The following is a 22,888-nucleotide window of genomic DNA, read 5'->3' on the forward strand; positions in this document are numbered from 1 at the left end:
CTGCTAATAGGCAAGGCGAATACGCAAAATTCGTTAAGCGTTTACGGCTGAACGTTGCCACTGCACGGGAACGTGCTGGCGCAAAAAATCAAGCAACGCGTTGGTTCGCCGAGGTTGGTGGCCGTAAGCGTAAAGTAAATTAATGGGCAGCGGCGTAGGCTCCCAGCCCACCAGGCAAGGGATCAGCTCGCCAGGGTGATGTTCTTCACGCCGTTTAACTAACCAGTGGGGCAGTAGACCTATCCCTTGATGACCCGCAATGGCGTCGATATGCAGCGCGGTCAAATCGACGCGCAGGCGCGAGCGTGGCGGGTCGAAAAGATAATCACCGTACCTGGCGTGATGGAGCGTTAGTCCGTTGGATGCCGTGTTGAGCAAGTCGATCCAGGCGTACTGGGGTAACTCATCAGGATGGGTTGGTGACCCGTTTTCGGCCAGATAGCGTGGGCTGGCATATAACCCGCGGGTTAAATGGCCCAGACACTCCTGGTTAAGCCCGCATTCATTGGTAAAGCCCAGCCATACATGCACGCTATTGCTATGCATTTTGGTGGGCGGTGTTTCGCGGGTTCGAAGCTCTAGCTCTACTTTTGGGTAACTGTTTAAAAAGGCATTGACCACAGGGGCCATCCAGCTTCTCGCCAAGGCCCCATGGATTTCCAGCGTGACTTTGCCACTAATTTCTTCGCGCAGCTCGGCCAAGGCTTCCTGGCTGTGGCTTGCCATCGAGAGCAATTCAGTACAGTACGTATGAAAGAGCAGGCCAGCCTCGGTAGGAATTAAACGATTGGCCTGGCGGCGTAGTAGTGGCTGATTAAGCCGTGCTTCCAACTGGCTGATACGACGACTCAGTGTTGATTTTGCTAACCCCAGCTTTTGCGCACTGCGTGTCACGCTACCGGTCGCCATTACATCCGCGAAAGCAGCCAGTTCGTCAAAGTCATACATGGTCGCGCCACAGGTCAATTAAGAAGCGTCTATTGTGCCACTTTTGGGGTGGAATGAAAATAATTGGCATTTAGGTTGCGTATTACCGAACACCCCGTGCCGTCCCATGGTGGAACTTTGTAGGTAACATGATAATGCTAATAGTTACCATTCAGCTTAATTATTTTAGACAATGGAAATAACATGCCTAACTCATTTCGTCTAACGCTACTTGCAACTACGGTTGCCTCGTTGGCAACAAGCACCGCGCTGGCCCAGCAGTCTGAGACATTAAACAATATGGTGGTGACCGCTTCGGGCTTCGAACAGCAGATAAAGGACGCCCCCGCCTCCATTAGCGTATTATCTCGCGAGCAGTTGGAGCGAGGCCATTACCAAAATATTACGGACGCGCTGCGCGATGTACCGGGGGTAACAGTAACCGGGGGCGGAGGGGGTGATAACGGCCACGACATTTCCATTCGCGGTATGCCTGCCCAGTACACGCTGGTTTTGGTAGATGGTCGTCCGCAGAATTCTCGAGAATCGCGTCCGAACGGTAGCGCTGGTTTCGAACAGGATTGGCTGCCGCCCTTACAAGCTATTGAACGTATTGAAATCGTGCGCGGGCCCATGTCGACTCTATATGGATCAGACGCTATTGGTGGGGTAATCAACGTGATCACTCGCAAGGTGGCCCAGCAATGGCATGGCAACCTTCAGATCGACACCGTGCTGCAGGAAAGCAGTTCTTCAGGCGATAGCCGTCAAGGTAACTTCTACCTAAGTGGGCCGCTGGTGGGCGATACGCTAGGGCTTCAACTCTATGGTCAAGCCTCCCAGCGTGATGAAGACAACATCATCAATGGCTATGAGGATAAAAGCCTGCAGAGCCTGACCGCGCGTTTAAGTTTGGCGGCCAGCGACAACCACGACGTTACCGCCGAGGCGGGTATTACTGAGCAAGAGCGCCAAGCGTTGATGGGGCGTTCTGCGCCTTCTGAAGGTTGCCGTGGCGGCTGCTCTGACAGCCTCAACAAATTTACCAATCGGCATATGGCGGTGACCCATAGCGGTCGTTTTGATTGGGGTACCAGCGAAACGTTCGTTCAGCGCGAAAATAGCCGCAACGACTCGCGAGATATCGAAATTACCAACACGACAGCCAAGACCAGTGGCGTCATTCCGCTTGGTACGCACATGGTGACGGTGGGGGCCAGTTACGAGGAGGAGAAGCTGGAGGATGGCACTACCAACCAGATTTCCGACCTTACTACGCTTGATCAACGTCAGTGGGCTGTGTTTGTTGAAGACGAATGGATGTTGACCGATAGCTGGTCGCTAACAGGCGGTATACGCCTTGATGAGTCAGATAAATACAGCAGTCATATAAGCCCACGACTTTACAGCGTCTGGAATATGACGCCGGATTGGACACTGAAAGGGGGCGTATCTACTGGGTATCGCTCACCCAATATTCGTGAGACGGCGCCCGGCTGGGGGCAGGTTAGCCGCGGGGGCAACGTATATGGCAATCCGAATTTAAAGCCGGAAACCTCGCTCAACAAAGAACTGGCGCTTTATTATGGAAATGAAAATGGATTTAACGGTAGCTTGACGGTTTTCCATAACGACTTTGACGACAAGATCACCCGCATTGCATGCCCTGTTTCAATTTGTGATGCAGGCCCCAACGACTTTGGCAGTGACCCGACGTACCGCATTAACGTTGATGAAGCGATAACGCGTGGGGTGGAAATCAGCATGGCCGCACCGCTTAATGAGTCGCTTGATTTAACCGGAAGCTACACATTCACCGACTCCGAACAGAAGAGTGGTGAGTACGCCGGTAGCCCGCTCACGCAACTGCCCCGCCATCAAATTTCAGCATCGCTTGATTGGCAGGTGTCTGCTCGGTTAAGCCAGTGGACCAGAGCAACCTACCGGGGTAAGGAGAGCCAGCCGGTCACCGGGCCTTCCTCAAGCTCCACTATCGCGCCTTCTTACACCTTTGTAGATACAGGTCTTGGCTATCAACTGAATGCCAATACGCAGCTTAATGCCGGTATCTATAACCTGCTGGATGAAACGATTACTTACGATGAGTATGGCTATGTGGAAGACGGCCGCCGGGTGTGGTTAGGCTTGAGCGTGGATTTTTAATTCTTCAAGAGCAATTAACCAAGCGGCCACTTTTAAGTGGTCGCTTTTTTTATAGCGGTTATAAAAGAGAGCGCTATAAAAAAGCCCCGGCAAAGCCGAGGCGTAAAGAGAGCATTGAAACAGCAAGCAGAGCCGTTCAAGTAGGAAGCGATTAGAACTCGTAAGTAGCTGAGACCCAGAAATTACGGCCATCCAAGGCGACGCCGTCGGTGGAACGACCTGTCTGAGTGTAGTGATAGGCGATGTAGGTATCCCCTTCATACTCGTAGGTGTCGTGACCTGCGAAATCCTTGTCGAACAGGTTGTAAATGGCGCCCGTGAGGCGAACGTTATCGGAGAATAGGTAAGAGCTTTTCAGGTTGAACAGCGTGTAGCCGTTCAGGTTATTACCTAATTGGTCAACAAGTGCGGCGGAGGAGCCGGTTACATTACCGCTAAAACGCTCCCGTGAAGAGTAGTACTCCCCTTCAAGCGTAGTGTTCCAGCGATCATTAATTGCCCAGTTAAGATCAGTGGTCAACTTATGCTTGGGTGCATTGGTAAGCGGTTGACCTTCATTCTCTCCGGAAGTGATTTCGGTGTCAGTGTAGGTATAGCCACCGCTGATCGCCCAGGCAGGAGCAATTTGGTAGCTGCTGGTCAGTTCAATACCACGAGTTTCCGCGCGGTCAATATTGATTGATTGGTCAAAGCTAGCCTGCTGAGTGAAATTCCCTACGCTTAAGCAGTTAGCGGCATTGGCGTAAGGCTGATTGCCATTACCGTCAATATACTGGCAGTTGGGCAGGCTGTCGCCATCAGCGATACGGTCGCGAAACTGGGTATAAAAGACAGTTGCCCCGGCAGAGAAGCCGCTAAGGTTGTCGTAGATCGCACCCACTTCATAGTTGGTACTTTTCTCGGGTCCAAGGTCTGGCGAGCCAAGACTGACGGATTGGCCTTGATTGCCAAAACCGTTAACACCATCGTGTAGCTGGTTCAGCGTGGGCGTTTTGTACCCTTGGCTAATACCCCCTTTAAGGGTTAACTGGTCAGTGGTATTCCACACTAAGTAACCGCGCGGGCTAAAGTGGCCACCGAACGCATCATGGTTTTCATAGCGACCGCCCAAGGTTAGCGCTAAGTCATCGGTTAGCAGCCACTCATCTTCGGCAAAAAATGACCAGCTTGATTGAGAAAATTTCTCGTTGCCTGCAGTGCCTTCTTTAAGCTCAGCATCAATATACTGAACGCCTACGGTCACCATGTGGTCATCCAGCGGTGCAATGAATTTGCTGTCGACCACAGTGTCACGATTTTCCAGAAGACGTGGCTCGCCTCCTTGGGCTATATAGCCATAGTCAGGTGCGTTTCCGGCAGGCAGTGTACGCCCAAGTGTCTCCGTAAAATTATGCGTAACGCTACTCTCAAGGGTGCCTGCGGCGTAGTGGCCGGTATGCCCTACGGCAATTTGGTCGCGGTTAAAGCGCAGCTCATCTGAGTAGCCGAAAAACTCACCCGGTTGGGGGGTGGAGCAGTCATCACGCTTTAAGCCATCCAGACTGCCCAAGCGACAATCTGAGTTGTCGTACACCTGGCGGGAGCGTTCGGCATCCAGCCAAAATTCGTTGGTATCATCGGGCGTTAGGTTTAAGCGCCCGCCAATCGAGTAGATGCGCGCTTCCACTGGGCGAGGGTCGCGTCCTGCGCTGCCCTCTACCATGCGCTCGGAGCTATCGCGGTCAAACAAGCGCCCACGCAACTGCAGGCCTAGCGTATCTTCAACCAGTGGGCCTGAAGTGTAGAGATTAATTGCTGAGTTGTTGCCCGCATCACGATCTTGCTGAAAGGTGTTCTCAAGCGTTACTGAGCCTGCCCATTCAGTACTAACGCGACGAGTAATTATATTGATAACCCCGCCCATGGCGTCCGACCCATAAAGAGTGGACATTGGGCCACGGATAACTTCAATACGCTCAATCGCTGAAAGGGGCGGCATAAAGCTGGTTGAGGTCTCGCCAAAGCCATTGGGTGTGACATTGCCCGAGGCGTTTTGGCGGCGTCCATCAATCAGGATCAGCGTATAAGCACTTGGCATGCCACGGATGGAAATATTGAAGCCACCTGTTTTGCCGGTTCCAGAGCGAATATCGACGCCTGGAATATCCTTGATTGCCTCGGCAATGTTGGAAAACTGGTTTTGCTCCAGCTCTTCCCGCGTTACCACTGAGATACTCGCAGGGGCACTATTTAGCGTTTGCTCATACCCGGAAGCGGTCACCACCATGTTATTAAGCTGAGTATTTTCCTGAGCATTGGCCGCGCCAGCGGTCAGCCCAAGAGCAACAGCGCTGGCTAAAGCATTACGAGTAAAGCGTGGCATAGCAATCCCCTTGGTTAATGGTTTGGTAATGATATTTATTATCAAATGAGGGTGGGATTCTAAAAAGAAAAGTTCCCATGCGCGAGTCAATGTCATGGAACAATGCGTTGCTAAAATCGAAACGTAGAGAGGCCCGGTTTAGAGGCAGGGGTATTACACAAGTGGTTTTCTTTGTGTTGCGTAAAGTGGAACGCCGGGTTCTATTTAATATAGATGCAAATGTTTTTGAGAATCGTTACTATTCGAACGAATGGTCTAAGAATAGAGGTTCACTATGCTGCGTTCGGTACTGCGTCTTGGCTTGGCCGGTGTGCTATTGAGTAGCTTGATTACCAATGCGCAAGCCCGAGAGCTGGATACTGCTTTTGGAGAAATTGAAGTGCCTGATGCGCCGGAGCGTGTTGTAACGCTATATGAAGGCGCGTTAGACGCATCGTTGGCCGCTGGTGTCACCCCGATAGGCGCCATTGCTTCGCGTGGCAGCAACGATGTCGCTGCTTATATTGGTGAACACACCGATGTAAGCGCGCTGGAAATGGTTGGTGTTACCCGTGAACTCAACATCGAAGCGGTGCTTCGTTTACAACCGGACCTGATTCTTGCAGCGCCCCAGCTTGCTGAAGAGCAGTACCAGTTGCTGTCACGTATTGCCCCCACGGTCGTTCCTAAAACACGCGGTTTTTCTCGCGACGGCTGGAAAGCAGAAACGCAGCTGTTTGGTCAGGCGCTGGGTAAAGAAGCAGAAATTGATGAAGCGCTTGAAAAGGTAGAGCAGCGTGCCGCAGAGCTTAACGAACGTTTGAGTGATGCCAATGTCGGCGGCACCGCTTACCTGGTGCGGTGGATGCCTGCTGGCCCCATGGTCATGTCCTCTGAGCTGTTTTCAACTGGCGTACTTGCTTCGACAGGGCTGATAGTGGAAGACGAAGGCCTGGTCAGTGAGGGCAGTGCCCATAGTGATGTATTAAGCCTTGAAAACCTCTCATTGATTGACAGCGACTGGCTATTTCTTGCCACGCTAAATGAAGATGGCCAGCAAGCGTTGGAGGCTGCCGAACAGAGTAATGCCTTCACCCGTTTGAATGTTGTGCAACAAGAACACGTTGTGCCTGTGAATGGCCAGGTATGGAGCAGCGCTTCAGGGCCGCTGGCCGCCCAGGCCATCCTGAACGATATCGAACAAGCGCTCTTGCCTTAAGCGTCCTTACTATCAAGGTACGCCTGTGAAGGAACGAACATGTCAGTAAGTTCGCTAACGCAGCGCTTTGAACAACGAACGCTGCTGTTAAGCCTGCTCACCGCCCTAGTGGCGGTGAGCGTCGTTAGTTTGTTGGTGGGGGCTGGCAGCGTTTCGCCATTACAAGCGCTCTCTATGCTGTTGGGTAGCGAAGACAGTGACGCGCATTTTGTGGTATGGGAACTGCGTGCACCACGCACCTTGATTGGCATTGCGGTGGGTATGGCGCTGGGTGTTTCGGGTGCGCTCTTGCAAGCCGTTGCGCGTAACCCGCTAGCGGAACCGGGGTTGCTGGGCGTCAGTGCGGGGGCGGCGTTTGCTGTTGCATTGGCGCTAGTGCTGGGTTCAAGTGCGGCCACCCTGCGTATTTCCGTCGCGCAGTTGGGTGCATTGATAGGCTGCCTCTGCGTATTGGGCGTAGCGCGTTGGCGCGGCGTGGGTAATGACCCAGTGCGCCTGGTGCTGGCCGGCGCTGCTTTCTCGGCGTTGCTGGGGGCGATGACCGCGCTACTGCTGCTGTTTGACCAGCGCTCTGCTGACGAAGTGCGCTTCTGGGTGATTGGCAGTTTGGCGGGCCGTCGTCTGGAAGATTTAATAGCCGTATTGCCTTCTATCGCCTTTTGCACGCTTTTGGTTGTGTTGATTGCGCGCCCTTTATCCGCATTAGCGCTCGGGGAGCGGATGGCATCGGGGCTGGGGCATCATCCTCAGCTGATTCGTGCATTGGTCGTACTTTGCGTAGCGCTTTTGGTCGGGGCCGCAACGGCCATTGCCGGGCCTATTATTTTTGTCGGGCTGGTAGTGCCTTTTGTTGCTCGCGCGTTTGCCGGGCCAGATATCCGACGCACTCTATGGTTTTGTTTACCGATTGGCCCGTTAATCGTCGTCTCGGCCGATGTTATTTCCCGCTTGGTGGTCGCTCCCTCTGAACTACCGCTGGGTGTTCTTACGGCATTGTGCGGAGCGCCTGTGCTTATTGCTGTTGTACGCGCCCGCCGTTTACCCATGTTGTGAGTTTGTTATGACGCCTCGCTGGTTAAAAGCTGAATTCAAAAAACAGGGCGCCACGGCTGTGGTCGCGAGAACACCCGATATGGGCATGGTGCGTTATGAAGAAGAGCCGGTAGAGCCGCCAACGGGCTACTGGCGCTGGGGCGAGCGCCGAGGCGATGGCTACAGTATTCTGCTTGAGCAGCGAGCCGTTTGGGTTAACAGTGGGTTAGCGGTCACATTGCTGCTCGCCTGCATTACCTACCTTAGCCTTGGCACCGTCACCCTGGACCCGCGCGATGTAGTACAAGCACTGGTTGGGCAGGGCGATATGATGACCGGTTTTATGGTGCAGGAGTTACGCTTGCCGCGGCTTGTAGCCGCCTGTTTGACCGGAGGCGCCTTTGCGCTGGCGGGTATTTTAATGCAAACGCTGGCACGTAACCGCTTGGCCACGCCCGGTATTATTGGTATTGATAACGGTGCCACCGCCTTTGCGGTGGCCTCCGTTGTGGGGATGAGCGTATCGCTGGCGCCTTCTGCGATGGCCTTGACCGGTGCCGCCACAGCTGCCGTTATTACCTTTGGGCTTGCAGCTGGCAGCGGCACGCAAGGGTACCGGTTTATCGTTGCGGGGATTGGGGTAGGAGCCATCTTTGGGGCTATCACGCAACTGATGTTGGCGCGCGTGGCTATCGATACAGCCAATGCTGCTTACCCTTGGACTGTCGGTTCCCTCAATGCCCGTTCCGGCGGCTCAATCCAACTGCTGGGAATTGGCTTAGTGCTGGGCTTTGTTGCTGCGCTGGTGCTGGCACGCTCACTCACGGTGTTGCGGTTTTCCGACGCTACGGCCAGCGGTTTGGGCATCAACACCACCGTGCGCCGTATCCAAATATTACTGCTATCGGTTGCTTTAACGGCCTTGGCCGTTGCGGTGGCGGGGCCCGTAGGCATGGTGGGGCTAATCGGCCCTGAAATTGCTCGTGCGCTTTCCACTCCGCGCCATGTGCCGGTAGTCGCGGCTACGCTGGCAGGTGCGCTGGTGATGGTGTTAGCGGACCTTGCGGGACGAACGCTACTGTCGCCAATCGAACTGCCGGTTGGTATTGTCACCGCCATCATCGGCGGCCCTTGGCTTTTATGGATTTTGATGCGCCCGCAACGGAGTCACGCATGAACGATTTTCGAACCCCGCCCACACTAGCCACTCACGCACTAAGCATGGGTTATGGCACGCGGCGGGTGATCGATGGCCTGGACGTGACACTGCCCAGTGCCAGAGTGACGGCCATTGTAGGACCTAACGGATGTGGTAAATCGACATTACTTGCGGGCCTGGCGCGTTTGCATAAGCCCGATGAAGGTAGCGTGTTGCTCAACGGTGAAGATATTCAACGCTTACCGTCTCGCCAACTCGCCACGCAGTTGGCGCTGCTGCCCCAGGAGGCTATCGCTCCAGAAGGGCTAACGGTAACGGAACTGATTCGTTTTGGGCGTCAGCCGCATCAGGGTTGGTTGCGGCAATGGTCAGCCGAAGACCAGCGGGTGGTACAACACGCGCTTTTAGCGGCAGGGCTTGAGGATTTAGCGGATCGCCCCATTGATGCGCTTTCGGGTGGGCAACGCCAGCGTGCGTGGATCGCTATGACCATCGCTCAACAAACGCCGCTTTTACTGCTGGATGAGCCGACTTCCGCGCTTGATTTAGGCCACCAGATCGAGGTGTTTGAACTGGTGCGTCACTTGGCTGGGCATGGGCGCACTGTGGTGATGGTACTGCATGATTTAGCCAGCGCTTGCCGCTACGCGGACCACTTGATCGCCATGTGTGATGGGAAAATTGTTGATCAGGGCGCGCCCGCGAATGTGGTCACGCCAGAGCTGGTGCGCAAGCTGTATCAGGTCGACTGCACGTTACTTTCTGACCCGGCGACCGGTAGCCCGTTACTGGCTAATGTGCGCCGGGCGACTGAGCCCGCTTAAAAAGATTATTCGCTAAAGGCTTAGCGGTTAATCAGCAAGGCATTCAGGGTAATGGGCACGTTATCGTCAATCTGTTGATAGCCAAGCATGGACAGCAGAGTACGGACCGTGGTGTTCGCCATTAACGCCTTGCCATCCAGCGTCATTGGCTCTGCGTGAGTCACCCTCACTTGATTCAAGCCTTCGCGGGTAAAGCGCAAGGGCACCGACTCCTCCCGGTTCACCATTTCGTTTTGTACACGAAAGGTAATGGTCTCGACCAGCGACTCATTGATATCCAATGCATCCAGCCGTTCCGGCGGCATCTGCCCAACCAGCGTGACCAGCGGAGTATTCGACAGCAGAGCGACCCACGGTGGTAGATCATTAAAGCGCGAAAGCAGGTCGGTCTGGCTCAGCTTAAGCGGCAGGCGCAGCGTGCCATCGGGCGAGATATCACCTTCTAGATTACGCACCTGGTGATGATGCGTTTGAGGTGTCGCCCCGTTGAGCTGAGTAATCGCCGCCTCTACACGCGACTCACCAGGATCAAGCTGCCAATCGGCCTGAACCGGCACCGTTAGCAGCAACGGGAAAAGAGCAATCAAAGCTTTCAAGGCGCGTCTCCGCATAAAGAACTTCACTTCAAGACCTGCAATCCCGTAAAAAGTGCCATTCCCGCACGAAGATACGTGTGTAGGGGTAGCCTCGCCCCGCCACATTCGCTATTATATGCACGCTTTTCGGGCCTATAGCTCAGTTGGTCAGAGCAGGGGACTCATAATCCCTTGGTCGTAGGTTCAAGTCCTACTGGGCCCACCATTTCTATGTTATCTGCTTCTTCAAAGCAGGGGATTATGAGTCCCTTGGTCCTTGGCTCCCCGCCGCTTGTTTTATCTATTTATTATTCGCATCTCTTTTACACATGGTAGACGCTGAAGCAGTGCCTCTGGGTGTGTATGATATCTATCAATCAATGAATATTTATTTTTCCTAATATGCTTTGAGCGCACAGAGCTATATCGCCCGTTAAAAATGCTCAGCGATATACTCAAACTGCTTGGCAGTGAAAAATAAGCACTCGCCAGATGGCGAACTGAATAGACGGCATCCCATGAACGCAGTAGAAATCGAATCCGCAATTTCTGACTTAGCACAACAGCCCTTTGATCCGGCTGAGTTTCCCTATGCCTTCCTGGAAGCTTTTGGAAACAAGGCGACCACCATTAAGCGGTTGCGTTCGGGCACGTCCAATAAGTCGGATCTTGGCGGGGTATTGCAGACGAACAATATCCATATCGCTGTGGCGAATGCTGGTGCCGTTACCCAAACCTTGGCTGCTTTGAAGGCGAGCCCGGCCACCACGCGTGCCAAGGCCAAGTTTGTGCTCGCCACCGATGGTGAGGTATTGGAGGCCGAAGAACTGGAAAGCGGCGAGACAGTCGCCTGCAGATATGAAGAATTTCCTGATCACTTTGGCTTCTTTTTGCCCCTGGCGGGTATCACCACCGTTAAGCAGGTGCGTGAAAGCTCGTTTGATATTCGGGCTACCAGCCGCCTGAACCGGCTGTATGTTGAGCTTCTGAAAGATAACCCTGGTTGGGGCACGGAAGAGCAACGCCATGAAATGAACCACTTCATGGCTAGGCTGATCTTCTGTTTTTTTGCCGAAGACACTGACATCTTCGCCGGTAGCGGCCTTTTTACCGACACCGTCTCAGAAATGAGCGCTAGAGACTCTGCTAATACCCATGAAGTGATTAGCGAAATTTTCCGTGCCATGAACACGCGGCAAGAAGAGCATGCTGCGGCGAACATCCCCCGTTCGGCAAGGAAATTCCCCTATGTAAACGGAGGTTTGTTTTCAGGCAGTGTCGAAGTGCCGCGCTTTAGTAAAATTGCGCGCTCCTACCTACTGCACATTGGTAGCCTGGATTGGACACAGATCAACCCTGATATTTTCGGTTCGATGATTCAAGCGGTGGCCGACGACGAAGAGCGTGGTGCATTGGGCATGCACTACACTAGCGTGCCGAACATTCTGAAAGTGCTTAACCCTTTATTTTTGGACGATTTACGCGAGAAGCTAGAAGACGCAGGCGACAGCGCCCGCAAGCTGCTAAATCTGCGCAACCGCATGGCAAAAATCCGTGTGTTTGACCCCGCCTGCGGCTCAGGTAACTTCTTGGTTATCGCCTACAAGCAGATGCGTGAAATTGAAGCTGAAGTAAACCAGCGTCGTAAAGAGCCAAACCGGCCAACCGATATACCGCTGACCAATTTTCGTGGCATTGAGCTGCGCGACTTCTCAGCCGAGGTTGCTCGCCTCGCGTTGATTATTGCCGAGTACCAGTGCGACTTGCATTATCGCGGTAAGAAGCTGGCACTGGCCGAGTTTTTACCCCTCAGCTCCGATAACTGGATTACCTGTGGCAATGCCCTGCGGCTAGATTGGCTGCAATTGATGGATGTCTACAGTACAGGCGTAAAGCTCACCGCAGATGATCTTTTTGATACCCCGCTGGAGCAGGCTCAAATCGATTTCGAGAATGAGGTGGGTGAAACCTATATCTGTGGAAACCCGCCATATCTAGGGTCCACATGGCAAAGCAAAGAGCAAAAGGAAGACCTAAAGCGTATTTTTGATGGGCGCACGAAAAGTTGGAAGTCGCTTGATTATGTAGCGGGCTGGTTTATGAAAGCTGCTGATTATGGGCTGAAAACGCCTACCGTATCGGCCTTTGTGTCTACCAACTCAATTTGCCAAGGGCAACAAGTGCCAATTCTTTGGCCGCTAATTTTCGAGACTAAACACGAGATTGCCTTTGCCCATACTAGTTTTAAGTGGGCGAATCTTGCCAGTCACAACGCTGGTGTAACTGTCGCTATTGTTGCAATAAGTAACCATCCAGGCCTAGTAAGAAAGTTGTTCTCTCTTGCGAGAACTGGCGAGACGGTGGAGAAACAGGCCAAAAATATCAATTCGTATCTAACCGATGCTCCCAATGTCATCGTTAAAAAGGTATCTAAGCCTCTGAGTGATATTGCTGACATGAGCTTTGGAAATAAGCCTGTCGATGGAGGTCACCTTCTTCTTTCCAGAGGCGAGATGGAAGCCTTAGGCCTGAGCTCTGAACAGCATGCTCAATTCATCAGGCGTATTTATGGCTCGGCAGAGTTTATCCGTGGATTGGAGCGCTATTGCCTATGGATTGAGGGCGATCAATTGCGAGAAGCAATGAAGATTGATCCGATCCGCCTGCGTGTTGAAGGTGTGCGCGATATGAGACTGAGAAGTCGAGATAAAAGCGCTAATGAAATGGCGAAACGTGCTCACCAGATGCGCGAAATGAATATTGGTACACGGCAGACAATCGCAATGCCCTGCGTATCCTCTGAAAACCGTGCTTACCTACCTGCAGGTTTAATAGACAATCAGTCTACTGTCACTAATCTATGCTTTGCTCTATACGACGCTTCGCTCTGGAACATGGCACTAATAGCCTCTCGGCTACATTTTGTTTGGATTTCAGCTGTTTGTGGACAGCTAGAAACACGAATTCGTTATTCAAATACAATGGGCTGGAACACTTTTCCCGTCCCGAAACTAACCGAAAAAAACAAAGCTGATCTGACCCGCAGCGCTGAAAATATCCTGCTGGCCCGTGAGGCGCACTTTCCTGCCACCATCGCCGATCTCTACGACCCTGAAAAAATGCCCGACAATCTGCGTGAAGCCCATGAACGCAATGATGAGGTGTTGGAGCGCATCTACATCGGGCGTCGCTTCAAGAACGATACGGAGCGCTTGGAAAAGCTGTTTGAGCTGTATACCAAAATGGCTGCTGCGGCGGCGACAGCCAAAGGCAAGAAGCGCAAGGCGGGAGTTACGTCATGAGAAATGGCTTTAAATCTTCTTCAGAGATGTTGAAGGAAGAGATATCTCAGTGGATCATTAATAAAATAGATAAACTGGAAGACCGCGCAAAGTTTTCTTCAATTAACGCGGTTAGATTCCTGCATTGGTCGAATGATACTTCCGATATGTCGCCTATTCTTGCGTCTTTCAGTGCAATGCATGCCACTGAAGAAGCTGTTGCTGCTTTTATTGCCGCAGCTAAAGTTCATGGACATAATAAATATGCAAAAAAAGTAAATTTGCATAACCATAAAATTAAAGCACTGGTCTCAATTTTCGCGCAGCGAATGAGCCTTATTTTGGCGCAGGGAGAAGTCTCAATCGCCATACACCCGAAACAGGAAGCACTGGCGTACCGTGTGCCAACAGTTGGTGGCTATCACTATGACGCCTTGCATCTGAGTTCATTCAGCATAGGTGATGAAGATGATGAGGCTAATAGTATCCTATTGGGCGATACGCCCTTACTTGAGGACGTGGCGAATGAAGCAAGGAGGGTTGCGCGCCTACGGAACGATCTGATTTATGCGACAGAGAATGGATGCCCCACAGGTTTTATTAATCTGGAGTACGAGATTGCCAGAAATACAGCTTTGTCCATTGGCTTGATTTGGGCTGCTGTGGATATGTACATGCATCCTGATCACAACAGACGAATTGTTGATCAAGTACTGAGTGGCATGGCTGGCGTTATAGCTAATAATGGCGGCAAGAGTTGCAAGACGGAGGGCAGCGCATGAGCGAGTTGACCCTGCACACCTCCGACGACGGCTAAACCCGACTTTACCTTCGTGTAGAAGGCGGCAGCATCTGGCTAAGCCAGTTGGAAATTGCCGAGCTGTTTCAGACCACCAAGTAGAATGTCTCCCTGCACGCCAAAAATATTTTTGAAGACGGAGAGTTACGGCAGAATGCAGTTGTCAAGGATTCCTTAACAACTGCCGCAGGCAGCAAGAACTACCATATCAAACGTTATGAGCCGTTATGAGCCTTCTTATAAAATATTAAATATAACCAATAATTTATATATTCATCAACTATCAAGGAATGCTTGACAGTTGCAGAAGCAAGTTTTCAAGGAAGGGCTAACGCGGCCCTAACAGGTATCGCATTATGACGAAGAGAGTACCCTCAGTTTCCGTCTCGTATGCCAGCAATGGCAGTTCTACCACGTCCAATGAACTTGGCATGCGGCCCATGCAAGAGCGCGCCTATGAGCGGCGAGGCGAGCAGTACCTGCTGATCAAGTCGCCCCCTGCATCGGGAAAAAGCCGCGCGCTCATGTTTATTGCGCTGGATAAGCTGCATAACCAAGGGCTTAAACAGGCCATTATTGTGGTGCCCGAAAAATCCATCGGTGCCAGCTTCAATGACGAGCCGCTAAGCAACTACGGCTTCTGGGCTGACTGGCATGTAGAACCCAAATGGAACCTGTGCAACGCGCCGGGCACGGACAATGGCGGCAAGGTCAAATCTCTGGGCGCTTTTCTTGAAAGCAGCGACAAGGTGTTGGTGTGTACCCATGCTACGTTCCGTTTTGCGATTGATCAGTTTGGGTTAGCGGCCTTTGATGACCGCTTAATCGCCGTAGATGAGTTCCACCACGTTTCGGCGAACCCCGACAATAAGCTGGGTGCTCATCTGGGCGGATTCATCAACCGCGATAAGGTGCATATCGTCGCCATGACCGGCTCCTACTTCCGGGGAGACACCGAGGCGGTGCTGGACCCGCAGGATGAGTCGCGCTTTGATACGGTGACCTACACCTATTACGAGCAACTCAACGGTTACGAGTACCTGAAGCAGCTGGATATCGGCTACTACTTCTATTCTGGCTCCTACGCGGACGACATCCTCAAGGTGCTCGACCCGGCTGAGAAGACCATTCTCCATATTCCCAACGTCAACTCTCGCGAGAGCTCTAAGGATAAGGTGCGCGAGGTTGAGCACATCATCGAAGCGTTGGGCGAGTGGCAGGGGGCTGACCCGACCACCGGTTTTCAACAGGTGAAGACGCCGGAAGGTCGGCTGCTAAAAATTGCTGACTTGGTGGACGATGATGCAGCCAAGCGTGAGCGAGTTTCGAGCGCACTGAAAGACCCCGCGCAGAAGCACAATCGTGACCATGTGGACATCATCATCGCCCTAGGCATGGCCAAAGAAGGGTTTGACTGGATTTGGTGTGAACATGCGTTGACGGTGGGCTACCGTTCCAGCTTAACGGAGATTGTGCAGATCATCGGTCGTGCTACGCGTGATGCACCAGGTAAAACACGGGCACGCTTCACGAATTTGATCGCCGAGCCGGATGCCGCTGAACAGGCCGTGACCGAAGCCATTAACGATACCTTGAAAGCCATCGCTGCCAGTCTGCTGATGGAACAAGTGCTGGCACCACGCTTTGAGTTCAAGCCAAAAAAACCTACCAGCGGCCCGCAAGAGGGGTTCGACTACGGTGACGAGGGCTACGACCATAGCAAATGCAATGTGGGCGTTAACGAAGAAACCGGCAAGTATCACATCGAAATTAAGGGGCTGGCAGAGCCCAAAAGCGAAGAAGCCACCCGGATTTGCCAAGAAGACCTGAATGAGGTGATTACCGGTTTTGTGCAGGACAAGACCACCATTGAGCGTGGCTTGTTCGATGAAGAACTGGTGCCCGAAGAGCTCACCCAGGTACGCATGGGCAAGATCATCAAAGAGCGCTATCCCAATCTGGACGAGCAAGACCAGGAAGCCGTTCGCCAACATGCCATCGCAGCGCTCAATCTCACCCAGCAGGCCAAGCAACTGTTGGCGGGTAGTGAGGTCGTGGATGTCGGTAGCAATGAGCCAAAGCCGAACACAGCGTTGATAGCAGGGGTACGAAAGTACGCAATGGATGTGCGGGAGCTCGATATTGATTTGATTGATCGTATCAACCCCTTTAGTGAGGCCTATGCGATTCTGGCCAAGAGCATGAGTGAAGACAGCTTGAAGCAAGTAGCCGCCGTCATCTCTGGTAAACGTACCAACCTGACACCTGATGAAGCCAAAGAGCTTGCTATGAGAGCGGTCAAATTCAAGAAAGAGCGAGGGCGTTTGCCTTCCATCAGTTCCCAAGATGCCTGGGAAAAACGCATGGCCGAAGGTGCTTCAGCATTCGTGCGCTTTAAAGATGAGGGGCGTTATGACTGATCTGGACGACTTGCGCGCCGAGCTAGATGAGTTAGCTCAACCCGAGAAAAAGAAAGGCTTTTCGGCACGTGAAGAGCGCATCATCGCTGGTTTTGAAGAGATTCAGCGCTTTGTCGATCAGCATGGCCGTGCCCCGCAGCATGGTGAAGGCAACGATATTTTTGAACGGCTCTATGCCGTGCGTCTTGGTCGCATTCGTTCGCTGGAGGAGTGCCGAACCCTGGTGGAGCCCCTTGACCATCAAGGCTTGCTAGATGGCAACCGTGTCAGCGAAGTGAATGCGACAGAGGCGATGGACGATGACGCCTTGCTGACTGAGCTGTCTGGGATTTCCGGGGCGTCTGAGCTTACCGAGCTAAAGCATGTGCGTTCAAGTGCCGAGAAGCGTGCTGCTGAAGAGGTGGCCAACAGAGAGAAATGCGAAGACTTTACAATCTACCAGCCGCTGTTTGAGCAAATAGAAAGCGAGCTGAAAAGTGGGCTAAGAACCACGCGACGATTCGGTAAGAACGCTACCATCGAGGTAGGGCAGTGGTTTATCGTGGATGGGCAAACGGCCTATGTAGCCGAAGAGGGGGAGGAGTTTGATTCACCCCAAGGCAAGAAAGATGCCCGCCTGCAAGTGATTTTCTCCAACGGCACGGAAAGCAATCTGCTGCGCCTATCGTTAGTAAGAGCGCTCTACAAAGATGAAGCCAGCCGCCGTATTACCGAACCAGATGCAGGGCCTCTGTTTGCTGAACATGAGCCCAATGAAAGGCGCTTCAGCGAAACCTGGGAAGAGGACGATATAGAAAGCGGCACCATTTACGTGCTGCGCAGCCTGTCAGAGCATCCGTTTGTGGCTGAGCATCGGGAGCTGATCCACAAAATCGGCGTAACCGGTGGCAAGGTCGAAGCGCGCATCGCCAACGCCGCTCATGATGCCACCTACCTACTGGCCGATGTTGAAGTAGTTGCTACTTACAAGCTGGCCGGTATCAACCGCCGCAAATTGGAAGCACTTTTTCACCGCATCTTCGCCCCCGCACAGCTTGAGCTGACTATTCAGGATCGCTTCGGGCACCCGGTTAAGCCGCGGGAGTGGTTTCTGGTGCCGTTGCATGTGATTGATGAGGCGGTGCAGCGGATTCGGGATGGGTCGATTATGGGTGTGGTTTACGAGCCAGAAACTGCACAATTGATTAGCTAACCTAACAAAATAGAACGAACATCGAGGCTGCTGTTGATAAATAGTCTTCGTAAGCGATAACTGACAGAGCTGCAGCCATCCAATTGGCCCCTGCCTGAATAGGCTCTTGCAAGCATGTAAAATGCAGGGATAGGGCATGTGTGGACAATTTATTAGTGTCGATGAAATGATACTTTTTTGACCAAGATGGCGCATTTGAAGAGCTATTTATATGTTCAGTTTATTTATCAGTCTTCACGGCTACTGCCAGCAAAACTTTTAAAAGTGATTGCTGCAAAAACTTATAAACGTAATGAAAATTCGTCAACACGAAGCATGTTTTTTAGTGCTTTTATCCTTGACGGCGAACACAGAATAATTTCAGTTAAAATAATGGCCGAGTAAATAATATTGCCCGGCCATTCGACTTAACTTATTGCAAAACTAGTTAATTGTTGTTGCTCTTTTCTTAAACCTTAAGGTTTTCAAATTTAAGCACGTTGGCTAGCTCCCGATCGATTGCTTCAGCCTGAGCTGGTGAAGTAGTTGGCATTGGCATACGAGGAATGCCTGTGGCTACGCCCTGTTTTGCCAAGGCATATTTTACGTTCGCCGGGAGGTTGTCGGCGTAGATAGTATTCCAAAACCGCAGCAGCGCGGCATGAATTTCTTTTGCAAGAGTGTGATTGCCAGCTTGGACAGCATCCCACAATGACACACAGACCCCAGGAACTGCTGCTGGATTAGCGGCAATGGTCCCATGGGCGCCAATGGCGAAAGATGGATAGAGAAGTGCGTCCACTGCGGTAAACACTTTTCGACCCTCTGGAACGGTTATCATCAAGTCGGCCATGAGCTTTAAATCGCCAGCGCTCTGCTTAACACCCATAATGCCGGGTAGGCCTTCCATGAGACGAACCAGTAGCTTTGGTGATAAATAATTCCACGGCACCACGTTATAAATCACGATTGGGATATCGGTCTCACGCGTGAGCCGTTCAAAATGGGCGTAGGTCGCGTCATCGTCTGGCTTGAAAACATAGTGTACAGGTGTGATTTGCAGCGCAGCCACATCAAAAGCGCTGACTGCCTTGGCCGCAGTAATGGCATCACGCGTACTATTAGCAATAATGCCTGCAACGACTGGGATAGCCCCATCAGTCTCTTCACAGGCAATTTCGATGGAGCGGGCGAGCTCCTCGACTGACAACGTATGCCCCTCGCCTGTGCTACCGCCTAGGCAAATCCCATGGACTCCTCGTGACATCATGAACCTGATGTTCTCGCGTAGCGCTTCTTCATCAAGTGTCTCATCGTCGCGGAATGGGCTGACTAGCGGTGGAATGATGCCTTTTAAGTCATGTTTCACTTTAATCTCCTTGTTAGATCTTTTTATATATGCGCTGTCTTAATTGCTGAGCTCGTTCAGCACGCGTTGGGTTTGGGTTTCATGTTGACGAATAAACTGAGAGAGCTGCTCTGCATCCATCCAAACTGCACCGAATCCGCTATCAGCCATACTGTTTTGAAATCCATCGGATTCGAAAGCTATCTTCACTTTATCTTCGATCTTCGATACAAGAGTATCGTCCATGCCGGCTGGGCCTCCTATAGCACGCCAAGTTCCACCGGTTACTTCCTGTCCAGTTATTTCTTCGACAGTAGGTATGTTGGGATAACGATCCAGTCGGCTGTCTGAGAAAACCGCTACATTTTCGACCATGCCTGCATCACGAAGAGAATCCGTTTCAGGTAGCGAAGAAAGGACGATATCCATGCCTCCCGATGCCAGCTCTTGGAGAGCAGCAGCAGATCCTTTGGCTGGTATCAGATTAAGCTCCGTAACATCTACACCTTCGTCGAGCATCAAGGATACGAAAGGGATATCCCAGCTCGCGTTACAAGTACCACCACATGAAATTGTCAGGCTGGATGGATTGCTTTTTAGGATCTGGATAATGGTGGAGAGATCAGTTAATTCAGAGTCCTTAGCTACAGTCATTGCGGCAGGATCCATATTCACCATTGCAATCGGTGTAAAACTGTCAGAAGTAAAATCCGCCTGTCCCAGCAATTTATATTGAGCAAAAGGTGAAAGCTGGCCCAGCGTGTAGCCGTCAGGCTCCGCATTTACATACGTAGTCATGCCTACAACACCACCACCCTGTGCTTGGTTTATCACACTGATAGGCTGACTGAGTCCTTCCTCCATTTCTCGCGCTAGCAAACGGAAAGTTATATCCGACCCACCGCCAGAACCGGCGATAACAATCATTTGTACCGGTTTAGCAGGCCATTCTTCCGCTTGATTGGCTTGAGCAGCCGAAGCGGCCGCTCCACCTAAAATACTTGCTAATATTGGGATGATGATTTTGTTTTTCATTGTAGCGTCCAAATATTGAGAATTTATTTTGCTTATTGATGTTATATCCCAGTATGTGGGATATCAATAGAAAATGTGGAAGTTTCGTTAATTTTTTAAATATATTCCACAATACGGATTTATTTTGGAGCTGATGTTTTTGTGGTCTTCTGACCCCGTAGCTGAAGCCCGATCGCCAGCAGCCATGCCAAGATGGTTATTACGCCCAATACTGCTCCTACCTGTCGGTCAAAGAATATGGAAAGATCGCCCTGACTCTTTAGAAGAGTAACCATAAAAGTTTCCTCTATCATCGGCCCAAGGATTAGCCCTAAAATAGCAGGAGCCAAAGGAAAACCATTCTCCTCCATTAGGTAACCAAGCAGGCCAAAGACGGCAACTACCCCAATAGAAAAGAGTGTGTTCTCTACCGAAAAAGCGCCGAGAATACAGAACAGAAGTACTATTGGTGAGATAGCTGCCTGAGGAAGCCTCAAGACTAGACCGAATCCGCGCATGCATAGGATGCCAAGTGGAATCATTACTATGTTTGCAAGAAAAAATATCGCAAAAATCGTATAGATCACGTCGGGATTATTCAAAAATAGTGTCGGACCGGGGTTGATTCCTTTAATAAACATTACGGAAATCACTATGGCTGTTATTGCATCCCCTGGGATGCCGAAGACAGTTGCTGGTATATATGCCCCACCGAGACTTGCATTGTTGGCAGCGCTAGCAGACATAAGTCGCTCTGTAGCTCCAGTGTCATCTTCACGCTGACCAGCTCGCGTACCCCGTCGTGCCACTGCGTAGGATACCCAGGCGGCAATATCTGACCCAGCCCCAGGCAATGCACCGACCAAGGTGCCGATCACGCCTCCCCGGGCTACACCTATTTTATGGCGCCAAAGGCTTACTAAGCTTGGCAAGAAAATTGGCCCTCTGGCCTGTGGCGAGCTTGGGCGATTCATGGAAAGCACTGATCCACGCAGAAGTTCAGAGATAGCAAAAAGCCCAATCAATACCGGGATTAGTCCAAAGCCACTGAGAAGATTGGCCGAGCCTAAAGTAAAGCGCGGAATCCCAGTGACCGGATCCATACCAACAGTTGCTAACGACAGACCTAAAAATAAGGAAACTAATCCTTTAGATAGGGCGTTACCAGCCACGAAAGTGGCGCAGCTCAAGCCGAGCACCCCAAGCCAAAAGTACTCTACCGAACTAAAAGCAAGCGCTATCTTGGCAAGTGACGGTGCAGCTAATGTCAAAATAATCGCACTCAAAAGCCCGCCTAGAGAAGAGGCGATTAAGCCTGCTCCGAGCGCAATACCCACTTTGCCCCGACTTACCATGCCATGTGCGTCATCCGTATATGCAGCCGAGGCTGGAGTGCCTGGCATACGTAGCAACGCACCAGGAATATCCCCTGCAAAAATAGCCATGGCTGAAGCTGTGATAATTGAGGCAACAGCAGGGAGGGGATCCATGAAAATGATGAATGGTACAAGCAGCGCACTCGCGAGCAGAGCGGTTAACCCTGGAATAGCACCGATCAATAGCCCGTATGCGGCAGAGGCGAAAATGACGGTTAGCAGATAACCGTCAGATAACTGTGAAATAATAATATTGAGATCTACCATATTAGATATCCCGATATTGAGCTGAATGGCCCCCAAGGCAGGGGAACATGTAGCAAGGAAGCAAATACAATATTTATGAGTATGGACAGGATCAGAGCGGCCAATGCAGCTCTTCGAGGGCGTATGCCGTTAATAGTCATTAAAGCAAATAACAACCCGACGGCCGTTAGGAAAAAGCCGAGTGAGGGGGAAATGAGACGGTAGATGAGAATAGCTAGCAAGATAGCAACGAAGCGAATTGCCGGACCTCGCTGAAAAGCCCATTCGGGCATACGAAATAAAGGCCCATCGGTTCTATGAATCCAGCCATTAACCCCTACAGCGAGCCCAGACAATGCTAAACCGGCCCCCATTAACTGAGGAAAAGTCGCGGGGCCAAACTGAAGGTGAGTCGGCGAAGGTAAAGAAAAGGACCATAGGCATATCCCGATCCCACAAACTACGATGATGGGGCCCATGGCCATGTTATGTATACGCATGGTTCGCTCTTTTCCTCTAACGCGGGTGAACCAGTAAAGGTTATACACCTTACTGGGCACGCTTAGGCGCGTGCAATTTATTCTTCTTATTATGGAACGCTAACACTTTAAATCTGCTTGTCAATCCGAATTGCGGATTATGTATGTGCTGGTGAGTCAGCTTAGATATATATAGTATCTTACTAATATATATCTAAGGCTTTAAACTTTATTGCAAAAATAAGTTATATAGTAATTAACCTATTACTTAATAAGCTTATGAATTTATTAACTTATTACGATGATAAAGTAGACATCACTTCCTGAGAGTATTAGAAAATTTTCGGAGTGTTTTGCTACTTAGGTCGTATATTGAAAATGTAAAAGAAAATGTCATTTAGATTTATTTTGGAGGTGTAATCCCGAAATTTACTCTCTAGTACTACTGTGTCATAAACATCGTGATCGACTACCCAACGCTATCATGATCGCCTGATTTAGCTCCCATCGCAGG

General features: G+C 51.3%; 16 protein-coding genes and 1 tRNA gene. 10 read left to right on the forward strand and 7 right to left on the reverse strand.

Annotated elements, in window-relative coordinates:
• Window positions 1-33: 33 nt before the first annotated feature.
• On the reverse strand, window positions 34-948 hold the full coding sequence (locus FKN99_RS08950; RefSeq protein ID WP_172117537.1) for a LysR family transcriptional regulator: 915 nt from the start codon (window positions 946-948) through the stop codon (window positions 34-36).
• Between the two features lie 183 nt (window positions 949-1,131).
• On the opposite strand from FKN99_RS08950, the gene FKN99_RS08955 reads away from it, so the two are divergent.
• Window positions 1,132-3,090, forward strand: coding sequence for a ligand-gated channel protein (locus FKN99_RS08955; protein ID WP_172117538.1), 1,959 nt, complete (start codon window positions 1,132-1,134; stop codon window positions 3,088-3,090).
• 151 nt (window positions 3,091-3,241) lie between these two features.
• Here the strand turns inward: FKN99_RS08955 and FKN99_RS08960 are convergent, their stop codons facing one another.
• Complete coding sequence (locus FKN99_RS08960; RefSeq protein ID WP_172117539.1) at window positions 3,242-5,452, reverse strand: TonB-dependent receptor domain-containing protein; 2,211 nt, start codon at window positions 5,450-5,452, stop codon at window positions 3,242-3,244.
• 274 nt (window positions 5,453-5,726) lie between these two features.
• Here FKN99_RS08960 and FKN99_RS08965 point away from each other — a divergent pair, with 274 nt between their 5' ends.
• Genes FKN99_RS08965 through FKN99_RS08980 form a run of 4 tightly spaced genes read left to right on the forward strand, consistent with a single transcriptional unit; the run spans window position 5,727 to window position 9,665 of the window.
• A complete protein-coding gene (locus tag FKN99_RS08965; RefSeq protein WP_172117540.1) occupies window positions 5,727-6,650 on the forward strand; it encodes an ABC transporter substrate-binding protein in 924 nt (307 codons plus the stop codon).
• A 39-nt stretch (window positions 6,651-6,689) separates the two neighbouring features.
• Entirely contained in the window at window positions 6,690-7,703 is a 1,014-nt protein-coding gene (locus FKN99_RS08970) for a FecCD family ABC transporter permease (RefSeq protein WP_172117541.1), read from the forward strand.
• A gap of 7 nt (window positions 7,704-7,710) precedes the next feature.
• Window positions 7,711-8,859: a FecCD family ABC transporter permease gene (locus tag FKN99_RS08975; protein ID WP_172117542.1), complete on the forward strand. Its 1,149-nt coding sequence runs from the start codon at window positions 7,711-7,713 to the stop codon at window positions 8,857-8,859.
• The gene (locus FKN99_RS08980) at window positions 8,856-9,665 is read left to right on the forward strand and encodes an ABC transporter ATP-binding protein (RefSeq protein WP_172117543.1); all 810 of its coding nucleotides are present in this window, start codon (window positions 8,856-8,858) and stop codon (window positions 9,663-9,665) included. Before FKN99_RS08975 ends, FKN99_RS08980 begins: the two co-directional genes overlap by 4 nt.
• Before the next feature lie 20 nt (window positions 9,666-9,685).
• Here the strand turns inward: FKN99_RS08980 and FKN99_RS08985 are convergent, their stop codons facing one another.
• Window positions 9,686-10,261 carry a hypothetical protein gene (locus FKN99_RS08985; protein WP_253927004.1) on the reverse strand — a complete coding sequence of 192 codons (576 nt, stop codon included), beginning with the start codon at window positions 10,259-10,261 and terminating at the stop codon, window positions 9,686-9,688.
• Window positions 10,262-10,389: 128 nt separating this feature from the next.
• Between FKN99_RS08985 and FKN99_RS08990 the strand changes: the two genes are divergently transcribed.
• From FKN99_RS08990 to FKN99_RS09010, 5 genes are all read left to right on the forward strand, one after another.
• Window positions 10,390-10,466: transfer RNA gene (locus FKN99_RS08990), tRNA-Ile, on the forward strand.
• Window positions 10,467-10,758: 292 nt separating this feature from the next.
• Window positions 10,759-13,542, forward strand: coding sequence for a class I SAM-dependent DNA methyltransferase (locus FKN99_RS08995; RefSeq protein WP_172117545.1), 2,784 nt, complete (start codon window positions 10,759-10,761; stop codon window positions 13,540-13,542).
• Window positions 13,539-14,303, forward strand: coding sequence for a hypothetical protein (locus tag FKN99_RS09000; protein ID WP_172117546.1), 765 nt, complete (start codon window positions 13,539-13,541; stop codon window positions 14,301-14,303). The genes FKN99_RS08995 and FKN99_RS09000 overlap by 4 nt, the downstream gene beginning before the upstream one ends.
• A gap of 373 nt (window positions 14,304-14,676) precedes the next feature.
• Window positions 14,677-16,740, forward strand: coding sequence for a DEAD/DEAH box helicase (locus FKN99_RS09005; RefSeq protein WP_172117547.1), 2,064 nt, complete (start codon window positions 14,677-14,679; stop codon window positions 16,738-16,740).
• Window positions 16,733-17,932, forward strand: coding sequence for a GIY-YIG nuclease family protein (locus FKN99_RS09010; RefSeq protein ID WP_172117548.1), 1,200 nt, complete (start codon window positions 16,733-16,735; stop codon window positions 17,930-17,932). The genes FKN99_RS09005 and FKN99_RS09010 overlap by 8 nt, the downstream gene beginning before the upstream one ends.
• Before the next feature lie 448 nt (window positions 17,933-18,380).
• Here FKN99_RS09010 and FKN99_RS09015 read toward each other — a convergent pair whose 3' ends face one another.
• From FKN99_RS09015 to FKN99_RS18125, 4 genes are all read right to left on the reverse strand, one after another.
• Entirely contained in the window at window positions 18,381-19,280 is a 900-nt protein-coding gene (locus FKN99_RS09015; RefSeq protein ID WP_172117549.1) for a dihydrodipicolinate synthase family protein, read from the reverse strand.
• Window positions 19,281-19,319: 39 nt separating this feature from the next.
• On the reverse strand, window positions 19,320-20,294 hold the full coding sequence (locus tag FKN99_RS09020; protein ID WP_172117550.1) for a tripartite tricarboxylate transporter substrate binding protein: 975 nt from the start codon (window positions 20,292-20,294) through the stop codon (window positions 19,320-19,322).
• A 119-nt stretch (window positions 20,295-20,413) separates the two neighbouring features.
• A complete protein-coding gene (locus tag FKN99_RS09025; RefSeq protein ID WP_172117551.1) occupies window positions 20,414-21,916 on the reverse strand; it encodes a tripartite tricarboxylate transporter permease in 1,503 nt (500 codons plus the stop codon).
• Window positions 21,910-22,395 carry a tripartite tricarboxylate transporter TctB family protein gene (locus tag FKN99_RS18125; RefSeq protein ID WP_172117552.1) on the reverse strand — a complete coding sequence of 162 codons (486 nt, stop codon included), beginning with the start codon at window positions 22,393-22,395 and terminating at the stop codon, window positions 21,910-21,912. Before FKN99_RS18125 ends, FKN99_RS09025 begins: the two co-directional genes overlap by 7 nt.
• Window positions 22,396-22,888: the final 493 nt, after the last annotated feature.

The sequence above is a fragment of the Halomonas hibernica genome, assembly GCF_013183775.1.
Lineage (GTDB): Bacteria > Pseudomonadota > Gammaproteobacteria > Pseudomonadales > Halomonadaceae > Vreelandella > Vreelandella citrativorans.

Excerpts from the sequence above, each read along its gene's own strand:
- FKN99_RS08950 (WP_172117537.1), bottom strand. The coding sequence starts at position 948 with ATGTATGACTTTGACGAACTGGCTGCTTTCGCGGATGTAATGGCGACC.
- FKN99_RS08955 (WP_172117538.1), top strand. The coding sequence starts at position 1,132 with ATGCCTAACTCATTTCGTCTAACGCTACTTGCAACTACGGTTGCCTCG.
- FKN99_RS08960 (WP_172117539.1), bottom strand. The coding sequence starts at position 5,452 with ATGCCACGCTTTACTCGTAATGCTTTAGCCAGCGCTGTTGCTCTTGGG.
- FKN99_RS08965 (WP_172117540.1), top strand. The coding sequence starts at position 5,727 with ATGCTGCGTTCGGTACTGCGTCTTGGCTTGGCCGGTGTGCTATTGAGT.
- FKN99_RS08970 (WP_172117541.1), top strand. The coding sequence starts at position 6,690 with ATGTCAGTAAGTTCGCTAACGCAGCGCTTTGAACAACGAACGCTGCTG.
- FKN99_RS08975 (WP_172117542.1), top strand. The coding sequence starts at position 7,711 with ATGACGCCTCGCTGGTTAAAAGCTGAATTCAAAAAACAGGGCGCCACG.
- FKN99_RS08980 (WP_172117543.1), top strand. The coding sequence starts at position 8,856 with ATGAACGATTTTCGAACCCCGCCCACACTAGCCACTCACGCACTAAGC.
- FKN99_RS08995 (WP_172117545.1), top strand. The coding sequence starts at position 10,759 with ATGAACGCAGTAGAAATCGAATCCGCAATTTCTGACTTAGCACAACAG.
- FKN99_RS09000 (WP_172117546.1), top strand. The coding sequence starts at position 13,539 with ATGAGAAATGGCTTTAAATCTTCTTCAGAGATGTTGAAGGAAGAGATA.
- FKN99_RS09005 (WP_172117547.1), top strand. The coding sequence starts at position 14,677 with ATGACGAAGAGAGTACCCTCAGTTTCCGTCTCGTATGCCAGCAATGGC.
- FKN99_RS09010 (WP_172117548.1), top strand. The coding sequence starts at position 16,733 with ATGACTGATCTGGACGACTTGCGCGCCGAGCTAGATGAGTTAGCTCAA.
- FKN99_RS09020 (WP_172117550.1), bottom strand. The coding sequence starts at position 20,294 with ATGAAAAACAAAATCATCATCCCAATATTAGCAAGTATTTTAGGTGGA.
- FKN99_RS09025 (WP_172117551.1), bottom strand. The coding sequence starts at position 21,916 with ATGGTAGATCTCAATATTATTATTTCACAGTTATCTGACGGTTATCTG.
- FKN99_RS18125 (WP_172117552.1), bottom strand. The coding sequence starts at position 22,395 with ATGCGTATACATAACATGGCCATGGGCCCCATCATCGTAGTTTGTGGG.